The organism is Pseudomonas sp. B10 (assembly GCF_900156235.1).
GTDB lineage: Bacteria > Pseudomonadota > Gammaproteobacteria > Pseudomonadales > Pseudomonadaceae > Aquipseudomonas > Aquipseudomonas siliginis.
In genome coordinates, this window is sequence record NZ_LT707063.1 from 4,353,892 (window position 1) to 4,367,339 (window position 13,448).

At 62.3% G+C, this 13,448-nt stretch carries 12 protein-coding genes; 9 read left to right on the forward strand and 3 right to left on the reverse strand.

The window, feature by feature from the left end:
- Positions 1–179: 179 nt before the first annotated feature.
- From BXA01_RS19605 to BXA01_RS19620, 4 genes are all read left to right on the forward strand, one after another.
- Positions 180–1,529 carry a GntP family permease gene (locus BXA01_RS19605; protein WP_076565639.1) on the forward strand — a complete coding sequence of 450 codons (1,350 nt, stop codon included), beginning with the start codon at positions 180–182 and terminating at the stop codon, positions 1,527–1,529.
- A gap of 16 nt (positions 1,530–1,545) precedes the next feature.
- A complete protein-coding gene (locus tag BXA01_RS19610; RefSeq protein WP_024011492.1) occupies positions 1,546–2,406 on the forward strand; it encodes a MurR/RpiR family transcriptional regulator in 861 nt (286 codons plus the stop codon).
- A gap of 1 nt (position 2,407) precedes the next feature.
- A complete protein-coding gene (locus tag BXA01_RS19615; RefSeq protein WP_076565641.1) occupies positions 2,408–3,865 on the forward strand; it encodes an N-acyl-D-amino-acid deacylase family protein in 1,458 nt (485 codons plus the stop codon).
- A gap of 118 nt (positions 3,866–3,983) precedes the next feature.
- A complete protein-coding gene (locus tag BXA01_RS19620; RefSeq protein ID WP_016771789.1) occupies positions 3,984–4,352 on the forward strand; it encodes a glyoxalase superfamily protein in 369 nt (122 codons plus the stop codon).
- A gap of 71 nt (positions 4,353–4,423) precedes the next feature.
- On the opposite strand, the gene BXA01_RS19625 is transcribed toward BXA01_RS19620, so the two are convergent.
- Together BXA01_RS19625 and gliR are read right to left on the reverse strand one after the other, a co-directional pair.
- The gene (locus BXA01_RS19625) at positions 4,424–4,789 is read right to left on the reverse strand and encodes a DUF6124 family protein (protein WP_039759636.1); all 366 of its coding nucleotides are present in this window, start codon (positions 4,787–4,789) and stop codon (positions 4,424–4,426) included.
- Between the two features lie 497 nt (positions 4,790–5,286).
- Positions 5,287–6,303 carry an AraC family transcriptional regulator GliR gene (gliR, locus tag BXA01_RS19630; RefSeq protein ID WP_076565643.1) on the reverse strand — a complete coding sequence of 339 codons (1,017 nt, stop codon included), beginning with the start codon at positions 6,301–6,303 and terminating at the stop codon, positions 5,287–5,289.
- Positions 6,304–6,491: 188 nt separating this feature from the next.
- Between gliR and BXA01_RS19635 the strand changes: the two genes are divergently transcribed.
- The 5 genes from BXA01_RS19635 to BXA01_RS19655 all read left to right on the forward strand — a co-directional run bounded on the left by BXA01_RS19635 (position 6,492) and on the right by BXA01_RS19655 (position 12,125).
- Entirely contained in the window at positions 6,492–8,096 is a 1,605-nt protein-coding gene (locus tag BXA01_RS19635) for an FAD-binding oxidoreductase (protein ID WP_076565645.1), read from the forward strand.
- Positions 8,093–9,688, forward strand: coding sequence for a glycerol-3-phosphate dehydrogenase/oxidase (locus BXA01_RS19640; RefSeq protein ID WP_076565647.1), 1,596 nt, complete (start codon positions 8,093–8,095; stop codon positions 9,686–9,688). Before BXA01_RS19635 ends, BXA01_RS19640 begins: the two co-directional genes overlap by 4 nt.
- A complete protein-coding gene (locus tag BXA01_RS19645) occupies positions 9,685–11,244 on the forward strand; it encodes an FGGY-family carbohydrate kinase (RefSeq protein WP_076565649.1) in 1,560 nt (519 codons plus the stop codon). The genes BXA01_RS19640 and BXA01_RS19645 overlap by 4 nt, the downstream gene beginning before the upstream one ends.
- 219 nt (positions 11,245–11,463) lie before the next feature.
- Positions 11,464–11,709, forward strand: a complete 246-nt coding sequence (locus BXA01_RS19650; protein ID WP_076565651.1) for a FitA-like ribbon-helix-helix domain-containing protein — start codon at positions 11,464–11,466, stop codon at positions 11,707–11,709.
- Positions 11,706–12,125 carry a type II toxin-antitoxin system VapC family toxin gene (locus BXA01_RS19655; RefSeq protein WP_076565653.1) on the forward strand — a complete coding sequence of 140 codons (420 nt, stop codon included), beginning with the start codon at positions 11,706–11,708 and terminating at the stop codon, positions 12,123–12,125. The genes BXA01_RS19650 and BXA01_RS19655 overlap by 4 nt, the downstream gene beginning before the upstream one ends.
- Positions 12,126–12,542: 417 nt before the next feature.
- Here the strand turns inward: BXA01_RS19655 and BXA01_RS27755 are convergent, their stop codons facing one another.
- Positions 12,543–13,406 carry a methyl-accepting chemotaxis protein gene (locus BXA01_RS27755; protein WP_442961920.1) on the reverse strand — a complete coding sequence of 288 codons (864 nt, stop codon included), beginning with the start codon at positions 13,404–13,406 and terminating at the stop codon, positions 12,543–12,545.
- Positions 13,407–13,448 lie beyond the last annotated feature (42 nt).

Sequence of the window (13,448 nt, forward strand, 5' to 3'; positions counted from 1 at the left end):
TGCCAGGAAGCCATGAAAATATAGACCCGCAATTTTCATTAATCACGACACCCCATACCCACCAGCGACACCTCTTGTCTCTCCACGAAAATTACTTTCATGCGGTTTGAAATCTCTATCTCGAAATGATTTATGAGTTTCACAACCCATTCGAACGTGACCCTTTCGAGGAGTACCGCATGACGCCTTCCTTCGGCTATTGGCTGCTGGTCTACGCCGCCGTGGCCATCATTGCGCTGATCGTGTTGATCGCCCGTTACCGGCTCAATCCGTTCATTGTCATCACCCTGATCTCCCTGGGCCTGGCGCTGGTGGCCGGGATGCCGCCGTCGGCGGTGGTCGGTGCGTATGAGGCCGGCGTCGGCAAGACATTGGGGCATATTGCGCTGGTGGTGGCGTTGGGGACGATGCTCGGCAAGATGATGGCCGAGTCCGGCGGCGCCGAGCAGATGGCGCGCACGCTGATCGAGCGATTCGGCGAAAAGAACGCGCACTGGGCGATGGTCTGCATCGCATTTCTGGTCGGCTTGCCGCTGTTCTTTGAAGTCGGTTTCGTCTTGCTGGTGCCGATCGCTTTCACCGTGGCGCGCCGGGTTGGCGTGTCGATTCTGATGGTCGGGCTGCCGATGGTGGCCGGCCTCTCGGTGGTGCATGCGCTGGTGCCGCCGCACCCGGCGGCGATGCTCGCGGTGCAGGCCTATCAGGCCTCGGTCGGGCAGACCTTGTTGTACGCGATCGCGATCGGCATTCCGACCGCAATCATTGCCGGCCCGCTGTACGCGAAATTCATCGTGCCGCGCATTCAATTGCCGGCGGACAATCCGCTGGAAAAGCAATTTCTCGAGCGCGAGCCGCGCGACAGATTGCCGGGTTTCGGCATCACCATGGCGACCATTCTGCTGCCGGTGGTGCTGATGCTGATCGGCGGCTGGGCTAACCTGATTTCCACCCCCGGCAGCGCCTTCAACCAGTTTCTGCTGTTCATCGGCAACTCGGTGATCGCTCTGTTGCTGGCGACTTTGCTGAGCTTCTGGACGCTAGGGGTTGCCCAAGGTTTCAACCGCGAATCGATCCTCAAATTCACCAACGAATGCCTCGCGCCCACCGCCAGCATCACCTTGCTGGTCGGCGCTGGTGGCGGCTTGAACCGGATACTGGTGGATGCCGGCGTAACCGATCAGATCGTCGGCCTCGCTCACGAATTTCACCTGTCGCCGCTGATCATGGGCTGGTTGTTCGCTGCGCTGATGCGCGTTGCCACTGGCTCGGCCACCGTGGCGATGACCACCGCATCAGGCGTTGTCGCACCGGTGGCTATCGGTCTGGGTTATCCACATCCTGAGCTTTTAGTGCTGGCGACCGGCGCCGGCTCGGTTATCTTTTCCCACGTCAACGACGGCGGCTTCTGGTTGATCAAGGAATACTTCAACATGACGGTCGCGCAGACGTTCAAGACCTGGACCGTGCTCGAGACGCTGATTTCGCTGGTCGCTTTCGCGCTGACCGTCGGCCTTTCCTACCTGCTGTAACCGGAGCCCGCCGCCCATGGACATCCTCTACCAGATCCGCGCCCGCCAGGATTCCTTCAGCGCCGGCGAGGGGCGCATTGCGCGGTTGATGCTCGACGATGTCGGGTTTGCCGCCAGCGCCAGCCTCGAAGACCTCGCACAACGCGCCGAGGTCAGCACCGCCACGCTGTCGCGCTTTGCCCGCACGGTCGGCTGCCGTGACCTGCGTGATCTGCGCCTGCAACTGGCCCAGGCCAGCGGCGTTGGCAGCCGGTTTCTTGACCCGGCGGGCACACCCGAGCAGTCGGCGTTCTACGGGCAGATCGTTGGCGACATCGAAACCACGCTGCGCCAGCATCTGGCCGGTTTCGATGAATCGCGCTTCGCCGACGCAGTGAAATTGCTCAGTCAGGCGCGGATGATTCACGCGTTCGGCATGGGCGGTTGCTCGACCCTGTGCAGCGATGAATTGCAGGTGCGCCTGGTGCGCCTCGGTTACCCGATTGCGGTGTGTCATGACGCGGTGATGATGCGCGTGACCGCCGCCAGTCTGAACGCCGAGCAAGTGCTGATCGCCTGCTCGCTGACCGGCATCACCCCGGAGCTTTTGGAAACCGTGGAGCTGGCGCGCAACTACGGCGCGCGCATCCTCGCCATCACTCGCGGCGATTCACCGCTGGCCGAACTGGCCGACGTCGTCCTGCCGCTGCAAGGCGCGGAAACCTCGTTCATCTACAAACCGACGGCGGCGCGCTACGGCATGCTGCTGGCCATCGACGTGCTCGCCACCGAGCTGGCGCTGGCCAGCCCTGAAGACAATCAAGAACGTCTGCGGCGAATCAAACTCGCCCTCGACGAATACCGTGGCGGCGACGATCACCTGCCGCTGGGAGACTGACATGCAGTACGACACCCTGATCCGCAACGCGCTGGTCATCGACGGCAGCAACACGCCCGGCTATAAGGCCGACGTGGCAATTCTCAATGGCCGCATCGAGCGCATCGGCGATCTGCCTGACGCCCGCGCCAGCGAAGAAATCGACGCCGCCGGCCGGGTGCTGGCGCCGGGTTTCATCGACGTGCACACCCACGACGACACCGTGGTCATCCGCCAACCCGAGATGCTGCCCAAGCTCAGCCAGGGCGTGACCACGGTGATTGTCGGCAACTGCGGCATCAGCGCTTCGCCGGTCACTTTGAAGGGCAATCCGCCGGACCCGATGAACCTGCTCGGCAGCGCAGCGGCGTTCGTCTATCCGCGTTTCAGCGACTACCGCGCCGCCGTCGAAGCGGCCAATACCGCGCTGAATGTCGCCGCGCTGGTTGGCCACACGGCGCTGCGCAGCAATCACCTCGACGACCTGTTCCGCACCGCGACCCCCGACGAAATCACCGGCATGCGCGAGCAGTTGCGCGACAGTCTCGAGGCTGGCGCGTTGGGTTTATCCACAGGCCTGGCCTACGCCAGCGCCTTCAACGCCTCGACCGATGAAGTCATGCAACTGACCGAAGAACTGACGGCGTTCGGCGCGGTGTACACCACCCATCTGCGCAGCGAATTCGCCCCGGTGCTGGAGGCGATGGACGAAGCATTTCAGATCGGCCGACACGCGCAATCGCCGGTGATCATTTCTCACCTCAAATGCGCCGGCGTCGGTAACTGGGGACGCAGTCCGAACTTGCTCGCAGCGCTGGAAGAGGCAGCGAAAACCCATCCGGTCGGCTGCGATTGCTATCCCTATGCGGCGAGTTCCTCGACTCTGGATTTGAAGCAAGTCACCGACGCCCACCGCATCACGATCACCTGGTCGACACCGCACCCGGAAGTCAGCGGGCGCGACCTGATCGACATTGCTGGCGAATGGAAACTGTCGCTGGAAGAAACCGCGAAACGTCTGCAACCGGCGGGCGCGGTGTACTACGGCATGGACGAGGCCGACGTCAGAAGAATCCTTGCCCATCCACTTTCGATGGTCGGCTCTGACGGACTGCCCGAAGACCCGTTCCCGCATCCGCGCCTGTGGGGCGCTTTCCCACGGGTGCTGGGCCATTTCAGTCGCGACGTCGGGTTGTTTCCGCTGCACACCGCCGTGCACAAGATGACCGGCCTGTCGGCGGCGCGTTTTGGCTTGCAGGAAAGGGGCCAGATTCGAGAAGGACATTGGGCGGATCTGGTGTTGTTTGATCCGGCGACCGTGCGTGACGTGGCCGATTTCAACGATCCGCAACGGGCGGCGCAGGGGATCGACGGGGTTTGGATCAACGGCGTGTTGAGCTATCGCGACGGGCAGGCGAATGGGGCGAGGGCAGGGCGGTTTCTTGCGCGACAGGGTGACCTGCGCGACCACTTTCGTTAAGGATTCGTGGTGTGCGTCACAGTGATGGCACATTGCGATTAAAGAAAGCCATCCACAAGCCGATGTGCTGACATCCTCCCCGTCTGCACTGTGGGGCCAATCAGTCAGGGAGCACCCCATGAGCTTCGGCAAAACCACCCCGATCCTGCGGATCTTCGATGAGGCCAAGGCTGTCGAGTTTTACGTCGATTTTCTCGGTTTCAAGATCGACTGGCAGCATCGCTTCGAAGCGAATTTTCCGCTGTATCTGCAGGTATCGCGGGGCGAGTGTGTGCTGCATCTGTCCGAGCATCACGGCGATGCCTGCCCGGGTTCGGCGCTGCGTATCGAGACCGATGAGCTGGAGGCGTTTCAGCAGCAGTTGATGGCCAAGGACTATAAGTTTTCCCATCCGCAGATTCAGGCGATGCCGTGGGGCAGTCAGGACATGACCATTGCTGATCCGTTTGGTAATCGGTTGGTGTTTACCAATGCGATCAGTCTTTGACTTGAACGCCTAGCGCGACCTGACCTCTTGGGATTGCCCGCAGGCATCAGTAATACTTGCGGGCGCTCACCTCATTCCGTCGGCACCAACCGATCCAGCACCCGATTCACCGCCATCTCCGCGACCATCACAATCTGCGCGATGCCCTGCAGGGTCTTGCGTTGCGAACCGTTCACCAGCCCCGCCTGATCGTTGAGCATCACCGTCGCCGACCCTAGTGTTTCGCAGGCGTCGGCCAATAGCGATTCGTTGTCAGCCTCGGGATTGGCCATATACAGCGTGTTGGACTTGTAGGGCGGGGCCATGAATTCGGCGCTGGACGGGCCGAGGTAATGGTCGAGGGCGCGGTCGGCGGCTTCGTGGAATTTCTTCGAGTCGGCGGATTCGTAGGGGGATGCCGAGTCGGTGGGGGGCGGGTTTGGGGTTACTTTGAACATATCCAGATCCTCATTTGGCTGGCCACCGCTTTCCTACTAAAGAAAGTGGAGGCAGCTGTGTGCAGGTTAGTAGACCGGGGATCTGGGAAACCGGCGCGCCCGAGAGCGCCCTGCGCACAGCCACCATAAAGCTCAGGCGAGACCTGACTGTCTGATGAACGATGCACCCCAAATACTCCGGGCTACTAAACCCGATCACTGATAGGCAGTGACGCAATCACAGTAGCGATGAGGTCTGGGGCGCACAAGCCGGCGGATTCTGGCGCAGGCGTAGGCAGCGGCGCAAGGAATTGTGGGTGGTTTCGCTGAATGTCTGGCGGTTTTAAACAGTTGAGGGGAATCGTGTTTATTGCGCGATTTATATGGCGGAAATTTACGGCGCTGCCGATGACGCCATCGCTGGCAAGCCAGCTCCCACAGTGTCCGAGTTGATCACTATATCTGTGGCTTGCACCGAACCTGTGGGAGCTGGCTTGCCAGCGATAGGGCCATCAGCATCACCGCCGATTCCGCAGCCGAAACTCCCCCGGCGGCATCCCGCGCCAGCTCTTGAAGGTGCGATGAAACGAGCGCGGTTCGGTGAAGCCCAGATACTGCGCAATGTCCTGAATCGGCAACGTACTGTTGAGCAAATAATGCTCGGCCAGTTCCTTACGCAGCTCATCAAGAATCTGCTGATACGACGTCCCCGCCTGCTGCAACTGCCGCTGCAACGTGCGCACCGAGACGCTGAGCTGCTCCGCCACTTGCTCCTTGCGCGGCAGGCCCTCCTTGAGCAAACCGCGCAGGATGTTTTTCACCTGCTGCGCCAGCGACGCATCTTCCAGCGTCGCCAGCAAACCCATCGCGTGTTCTTCCAGGGTTCGCAGCAATTGCGCATCGGCCTGGCGCAGCGGCAACTGCAAATAAGCCAGCGGCACCACCAGCGCCGAATACGCCTGATCGAATAGCACCGGGCAACCAAAAAACGCCTCGTACTCGGCCTGCGTTACTGCATCCGGCCGCGCATGCTCCAGCCATACGCAGGCCGGCGACAGCTGCGTGTCGGCGATCCAGCGCGCGTAGTGCAGCCAGGAACCGAGCACGTTTTCCACCAGATGCCGACGAATCCGTGGCCGCTGGTAACGGCAGGTCCAGATCAGATGCACGTGCTCGCCCTGCACCTCGGCGCGGCTGACGCCCATGTCGCCGACGAGTTTTTCGAACGGCATGATCCGGCTCATGGCATCGCCCAACGTCGCGCAATTCATGGTGATGTAACCAAGCACGCTCCACGAATTGGGCAGGACGAAATTCGCCGCATGCAGGCCGAACAACCCATCGCCGGAGTGCTCGCAGAAATAATCCAGCAAGCGCTCGTGAACCTCACCCGGCAGGCGCAAGGTGTTGTCGCTCAACTGCTGCGCCTGCAACCCGGCCGCCGCCAACGCAGGCTCGATGGCCATGCCCAACTGTTCGGCATGACGCAGGTATTTGAGCAGCGGCGGAACGGAAGTGAAGCCGAGCGATGGCATGGTCGCGGTCCTTTGATCGACGGCGCGTGAGCGAATGAATGCCGCAAGGTAAGTGGATTGCCCGGCGAAAGTAAATGCCCGGACGTTTGGCGCCATTCGCTACAGGTTCTGGCCGGATGCGACCGTGACAGATCTCCAGCGCTGACTAGTATGCAAGCTTGATCCAACGGCAGAAAAAGGACACACGCATGCGACGCTGGAACGGCTGGGGAGAGGCAGGCACGGTGGTCGAACTGCCGGCCCAGGGTGCGACATTTCTCCACGAACGCTTGGGCGCTGGCCGGGCATTGCCCGATGCGACCCTGGCAGCGGCGTTGGCGCAAGTGCCGACCTCGCGTCTGGTGCGTCATCGCTTGTACAGCATCGATACTCACGATCGCCTGCTGCACGCGCGCGGCCAGAGCCTGCCGGACTGGCTGGCGTTGCGCGAAGGCGCACTGGGCACGTATCCCGATGCCGTGGCGTTTCCCGAAACCGCTGAGCAAATCCGCCAATTGCTGGCCCTCGCCCATGATCAGGACCTCTGTCTGATTCCCTATGGCGGCGGCACATCGGTGGCCGGGCACATCAATCCGCCGAACTCCACGCGGCCGGTGCTGACGGTGTCGCTGGCGCGGATGAATCGTCTGACCGACCTCGACGAACAGAGCCTGCTGGCGACGTTCGGCCCCGGCGCCAGCGGGCCGCAAGTCGAAAGCCAATTGCGCGCGCGCGGCTACACGCTGGGACATTTCCCGCAGTCATGGGAGCTGTCGACGCTGGGCGGTTGGGTGGCCAGTCGTTCCAGTGGCCAGCAGTCGTTGCGCTACGGGCGGATTGAGCAATTGTTCGCTGGCGGCACCCTGGAAACATTTGCCGGGCCTCTGCAGATCGCAACCTTTCCCGCGTCGGCGGCAGGTCCCGATCTGCGTGAAATGGTGCTCGGTTGCGAGGGCCGTTTCGGGATCATTTCCGAGGTCAAAGTGCGAGTCAGCGCGTTGCCGGCGGACGAGCGTTTCTACGGCGTGTTTCTGCCCGACTGGCCGCACGCGCTGCAAGCAATCCGGCAACTGGCGCAGGCGCGCGTACCGCTGTCGATGCTGCGTCTGTCGAACGCGGTGGAAACCGAAACACAACTGGCGCTGGCCGGCCATCCGCAGCAGATCGCCTGGCTGGAAAAGTACCTCAAGCTGCGCGGCGCCGGCGCCGGCAAATGCCTGCTGACCTTCGGCGTCACCGGCAATCGCCAGCAAAACGCACTGTCGCTGAAACACGCGCGCCAGCATCTGAAAGCCTTCGGCGGCGTGTTCACCGGCACCCTGCTGGGCAAGAAGTGGGCGCAGAACCGCTTCCGCTTTCCCTACCTGCGCGAGAACCTGTGGAACGCCGGCTACGTGGTCGACACCCTTGAAACCGCCACCGACTGGAGCAACGTCGACCACTTGCTCAGCCTGATCGAAAACAGCCTGCGCGATGCCCTGGCCGCCGAAGGCGAACGGGTGCATGTGTTCACTCATCTCTCGCACGTTTACGGCGAAGGCTCGAGCATTTACACCACCTACGTATTTCGCCCGGCAGCGGACTATGCCGCGACGCTGGCGCGCTGGCGGATGCTCAAGCACGCGGCCAGCCAGACCATCGTCGACAACCACGGCACCATCAGCCATCAGCATGGCGTCGGCAAGGATCACGCGCCCTATCTGCTGCGCGAAAAAGGCCCGCTGGCGATGCAGACGTTGCAGGCGCTGAGCGAACACTTCGACCCGGAGGGGCGCCTCAACCCGGGCACGCTGTTGCCAGAGTCGCGGCCATGACGGCGAACTGGAACGCGCAGTGGCGCGAGCAGATTCTGCCGACGCTGGCGGATGAAACCTGGGACCTGATCGTCATCGGTGGCGGCATCAGCGGCGCCGGAATCGTCCGCGAAGCCGCGCGCCGGGGCTGGCGCTGTCTGCTGCTGGAACAGCGTGATTTTGCCTGGGGTACGTCCAGCCGATCATCGAAAATGGTCCACGGCGGTTTGCGGTACATCGCCAAGGGCCAGTGGCGCCTGACCCGCGATTCGGTGCGCGAGCGTCAGCGCCTGCTCGACGAAGCGCCGGGGCTGGTCGAGCCGATGAGTTTCATGATGCCGCACTATCGCGGCGGCTTTCCCGGGCCGCGCGTCATGGGCGGCCTGCTCTCGGTGTACGACGCGCTGGCGGGGCGGCGCAACCATGCTTTTCATGACGCCGAGCAACTGCGTTTTCTCGCCCCGGGGGTGAAGGAAAACGGCCTGCTCGGCGGCAGCTGTTTTGTCGATGCACTGACGGATGATGCGCGGCTGGTGATGCGCGTACTGCGCGAGGCTCGGGCTGACGGCGCGGTGATTGTCAGCGGTGTGCGGGTCACGCAACTGCTGCGTGAAGGCGGGCGGGTGTGCGGGGTTCAGATCGAAGATGGCGAGGGCGGGGCGACGCTGCAATTGCGCTCTGGCGTGCTGACCGTGGCTACGGGCGCTTGGGCTGAGCGCTTGCGTCCCGTTGAGTCAGCGAAGCAATTGCGACCGTTGCGCGGCAGTCATCTGTTGCTGCCGGGCTGGCGTCTGCCAGTGGCGCAGGCGTTCACTTTTCTGCATCAGCGCGACCGGCGCCCGGTGTTCGTGTTTCCGTGGGAAGGCGCGACGGTGGTCGGCACCACGGACCTCGATCACCGCGAGGACCTCGACCACAGCGCGCGCATTTCCAGCGACGAACTCGACTATCTGCTCGCCGCGTGCCAGCAGCAATTTCCCGGCGCCGAAGTGGGCGTCGACGACGTGCTGTCGACCTGGTCAGGCGTGCGTCCGGTGGTCGGCAGCGCGACGGGTGCGCAGCAGGGCAAACCATCCAACGAGACCCGCGAACATGTGCTGTGGCAGGAGCCCGGTTGTGTGACGTTGGCCGGCGGCAAACTGACCACATTTCGGCCGCAAGCGATCGAAGTGCTCAAGGCGTGTGCGGCGATGCTCGGGCGCTCTTTTGTCGATGACGGCGCGCCGGTGTTCGCCGCTGTGCCGCCGCTGACAATCTCGGGACTGAGCGGCAATCAATGGCGACGCCTGGCCGGACGTCACGGTCGAGACCTGCCGAGGCTGGCGCAATTGCTCGGCGAACTCGGTCTGGAAACGGTTGGCGCCACCGATACGTTGTGGGCAGAGCTGGCGTTCGCCTGCGAGGCGGAAATGATTCTGCACCTGGATGATTTGCTGCTGCGCCGCACCCGTTTGGGCCTGTTGCTGCCGCGCGGTGGCGAGGACTATCTGCCTGCGATTCGCACGCTCTGCCAGCCACGATTGGCCTGGGACGATGAGCGCTGGCAGTCGGAAATTCAGCGTTATCGATTGTTGTGGCTGCGCGATCACGGCTTGCCGGAGATCACGCCATGACGCAGAAAAAATACCTGTTGGCGATCGACAACGGCACCCAGAGCGTGCGCGCGTTGCTCTTCGATCTGCAGGGCAATCTGCTCGGCAAAGGCAAAGTCGATCTGCAGGCGTACTACTCGACGCAACCCGGTTGGGCCGAGCAGGATCCGGAATATTACTGGGCGAAACTCGGCGAGGCCTGCCAGCAACTCTGGCAGCAGACCGGCATCGACCGTGCGCAGATTGCCGGCGTGTCCCTGACCACCCAGCGCGGCACAGTGATCAATGTCGACGCCGAGGGCAAACCGCTGCGCCCGGCGATTGTCTGGCTCGATCAACGTCAGGCCGAGGTCAAGGGCGGCATCAAAGGGCCGTGGGGCTGGCTGTTCAAACTGGTCGGCGCCCAAGCAACGGTGGATTATTTTCGCGCCCAGGCCGAGGCCAACTGGATCGCCCGGCATCAGCCCGAGGTGTGGGCGGCGACCGACAAGTTTCTGCTGCTCTCGGGTTTTCTTACTCATCGCCTGTGCGGACGCTTCGTCGATTCGGTCGGCTGCTGCGTCGGTTATCTGCCCTTCGACTTCAAACGGCTTAAATGGGCGGCGCCGCGCGACTGGAAATGGCAGGCACTGGCAGTGCGCCCGGAGCAGTTGCCGAGCCTGCACAAACCCGGCGAAACCCTCGGCTACATCAGCGCCGAAGCTGCCCGCCACACCGGCATTCCCGAAGGCCTGCCGCTGATCGCGGCGGGCGCAGACAAGGCCTGCGAAGTGATCGGCTCCGGCGTGGTCGATGCGCGCACGGTGTGCCTGTCCTACGGCACCACCGCGACCATCACCAGCACCCGCTCGCGCTATTTGGAAATCGTACCGCTGATCCCACCGTACCCCTCGGCCGTGCCCGATCAGTACAACTGCGAAGTGATGATCTATCGCGGCTACTGGATGGTCAGCTGGTTCAAGAACGAATTCGGCCTGCGCGAGATGCAACAGGCAAAAGAACAGGGCATCGAGCCGGAGCAACTGTTCGACGCACTGGTCGACGCGGTGCCGCCGGGCTCGATGGGTTTGATGCTGCAACCGTACTGGTCACCGGGCATCCGCGAACCGGGCGTGGAAGCCAAAGGCGCGATGATCGGCTTCGGCGACGTACACACCCGCGCGCACATCTACCGGGCGATTCTCGAAGGCCTGGCCTACGCGTTGCGCCAGGGCATGGAGAACATCGAGCGACGCTCAAAAGTCTCGATCAAACGCCTGCGCGTAGCCGGCGGCGGCTCACAAAGCGACGCCGCCATGCAACTGACCGCCAACATCTTCGGCCTGCCGGCAGAACGCCCGCATGTGTATGAAGCGTCCGGGTTAGGGGCGGCGATTTGCTGTGCGGTGGGGTTGGGGTTGCACAGGGATTTTCCAGCGGCCATTGCGGCGATGACACGGGTTGGAGCGGTTTTCACACCGCAGCCTGAGGCGCAGAAGGTTTATGAGCAGTTGTACAGAGAGGTGTATTTGCGCATGTACCGGCAGCTCAAACCGCTGTACCAAAGCATCCGCAAAATCACCGGGTATCCCGAATAGTCCTGACACCATACACCCCTGTGGGAGCGAGCCTGCTCGCGAAGGCGGAGTGTCAGGCACTGTTGATTTGATTGACCCACCGCTTTCGCGAGCAGGCTCGCTCCCACAGGGGTATTGCGGTGTGCCAGTGCCGACGATGCCGCTCGGCGGGCCGGACTCCAATCAAACCTGAATATGCTAGCCTGCAATCAATGAGTTCATTGATTGCAGGAGGGCGACATGGCCAGCATCACCATTCGAAACCTTGACGAGAAGCTCAAGGAGCAGTTGCGCATTACCGCTGCACACAACGGACATTCCATGGAAGAAGAGGCTCGGCTGATTCTGGGCCGAGCGCTCACCACGGTTGATCGTGCCGGAGGGCTGGGCAGTCGGATCCACCAGCGTTTCAGCGCCGAGGGCGGAGCCGAGCTCGATCTGCCTGCGCGTGCAGAAAAACCGCTCGGGGTGGACTTTTCTGAATGATAGTGCTCGATACCAACGTTCTATCCGAATTCATGCGTATCGAACCCGAGGCTCAAGTGTTGGCTTGGGTGGATGCGCAACCAGCCATGGACCTGGCCATCAGCGCAATCACCGTGGCGGAGATACTGCACGGCATCGCTCGATTACCTTCCGGCAAGCGCAAACAAAAACTCCAGGCCCACGCTTTGGCAATGTTTGAAGAGGATTTTGCCGGGCGGATTTTGCCATTCGATGCCCACGCAGCCGTTGAGTACGCGACGCTGGTAGCCGATGCAGAGGCGAAGGGGCGGGGGACTGCAATGGCCGATGCGCAAATCGCAGCGATCTGCCGAGGTCGTGGAGCCGCGATTGCTACACGCAATGTCCGGGATTTCGAGTTTTCCGGGATTGAAGTGATCAATCCGTGGCAGGTCTGAAAATCTGCTCTGTCATTTAAACCGCCTTCGCGAGCAGGCTCGCTCCCACAGGGATTATGCGACGGGATCAAAATCCAGCGTGGCACACAAATCCAATGTGGGAGCGAGCCTGCTCGCGAATGCGGAGTGTCAGGCAACATGGATTTGATTGACCCACCGCCATCGCGGGCAAGCTCGCTCCCACAAGAAATCTGTGGTCTGCTCAAAATCCGGTGAGTCACACAAATCCAAATGTGGGAGCGAGCCTGCTCGCGAAGGCGCAGCGTCAGGCACTGTTGATTTGATTGACCCACCGCCATCGCGGGCAAGCCCGCTACCACAGTTATCGAGATGAACACATCAACAGTGCTCGACCACGAAAACCTGAGGGAGCGGGCTTGCCCGCGATTCGATTTCAGCCTCAGCGCAAAACGAACGTCATACGCGGAAGTGGCTGACCATCTGCTGCAACTGACCACCCAACCGCGCCAGTTCAACACTCGACGCTGCCGTCTCATCACTCGCTGCGGCGGTCTGCTCGGACACGTCGCGCACGTTGATGATGCTGCGGCTGATCTCTTCGGCCACGGCGCTTTGCTGTTCGGCCGCCGCAGCGATCTGCTGGTTCATCGACTGGATGTTCGACACCGTGCGGGTGATGTTTTCCAGCGAGGCGCCGGCCTTGCGCGTCAGGGCGACGCTGCTGTCGGTCAGCGCGCGGCTGTTGTTCATCACTGCCGAAACCTGCTGGGTGCCGTTCTGCAGACCGGCGACCAGACCTTCGATTTCCTCGGTGGATTTCTGCGTGCGTTGAGCCAAACCGCGCACCTCATCGGCCACCACGGCAAAACCACGCCCGGCTTCACCGGCACGTGCTGCCTCGATCGCGGCGTTGAGCGCGAGCAGGTTGGTCTGTTCGGCGACCGCCTTGATCACGTCCATGACGCTGCCGATCTTGTCGCTTTCCTGTTGCAGCACGCTCATCGCTTCGGTCGAACGCACCACTTCGCTGGCCAGACGCTCGATCTGTGCGATGGCCTCATTCACCACCTTGTCGCCATCACGGGCCTCGCCGTCCGCAGCAGCGGCAGCTTGCGACGCTTCCTCAGCATTGCGCGCAACTTCCTGCACGGTGGCAGTCATTTCGTGCATGGCCGTGGCGACCTGATCGGTCTCGACTTTCTGGCTATTCACACCGGCGCTGGTCTGTTCGGTTACAGCCGACAACTCTTCGGCGGCGCTGGCAATCTGCGTGACGCCGTCGCGGATGCCGCTGATCAAGTCACGCAGGGTCACGCCCATGCGCGCGATGCCTTGCTGCAACACGCCGAGTTCGTCGCGGCG

Coding starts and splice junctions, on each gene's coding strand:
- BXA01_RS19605 (WP_076565639.1), top strand. CDS start 180: ATGACGCCTTCCTTCGGCTATTGGCTGCTGGTCTACGCCGCCGTGGCC.
- BXA01_RS19610 (WP_024011492.1), top strand. CDS start 1,546: ATGGACATCCTCTACCAGATCCGCGCCCGCCAGGATTCCTTCAGCGCC.
- BXA01_RS19615 (WP_076565641.1), top strand. CDS start 2,408: ATGCAGTACGACACCCTGATCCGCAACGCGCTGGTCATCGACGGCAGC.
- BXA01_RS19620 (WP_016771789.1), top strand. CDS start 3,984: ATGAGCTTCGGCAAAACCACCCCGATCCTGCGGATCTTCGATGAGGCC.
- BXA01_RS19625 (WP_039759636.1), bottom strand. CDS start 4,789: ATGTTCAAAGTAACCCCAAACCCGCCCCCCACCGACTCGGCATCCCCC.
- gliR (WP_076565643.1), bottom strand. CDS start 6,303: ATGCCATCGCTCGGCTTCACTTCCGTTCCGCCGCTGCTCAAATACCTG.
- BXA01_RS19635 (WP_076565645.1), top strand. CDS start 6,492: ATGCGACGCTGGAACGGCTGGGGAGAGGCAGGCACGGTGGTCGAACTG.
- BXA01_RS19640 (WP_076565647.1), top strand. CDS start 8,093: ATGACGGCGAACTGGAACGCGCAGTGGCGCGAGCAGATTCTGCCGACG.
- BXA01_RS19645 (WP_076565649.1), top strand. CDS start 9,685: ATGACGCAGAAAAAATACCTGTTGGCGATCGACAACGGCACCCAGAGC.
- BXA01_RS19650 (WP_076565651.1), top strand. CDS start 11,464: ATGGCCAGCATCACCATTCGAAACCTTGACGAGAAGCTCAAGGAGCAG.
- BXA01_RS19655 (WP_076565653.1), top strand. CDS start 11,706: ATGATAGTGCTCGATACCAACGTTCTATCCGAATTCATGCGTATCGAA.
- BXA01_RS27755 (WP_442961920.1), bottom strand. CDS start 13,406: ATGGGCGTGACCCTGCGTGACTTGATCAGCGGCATCCGCGACGGCGTC.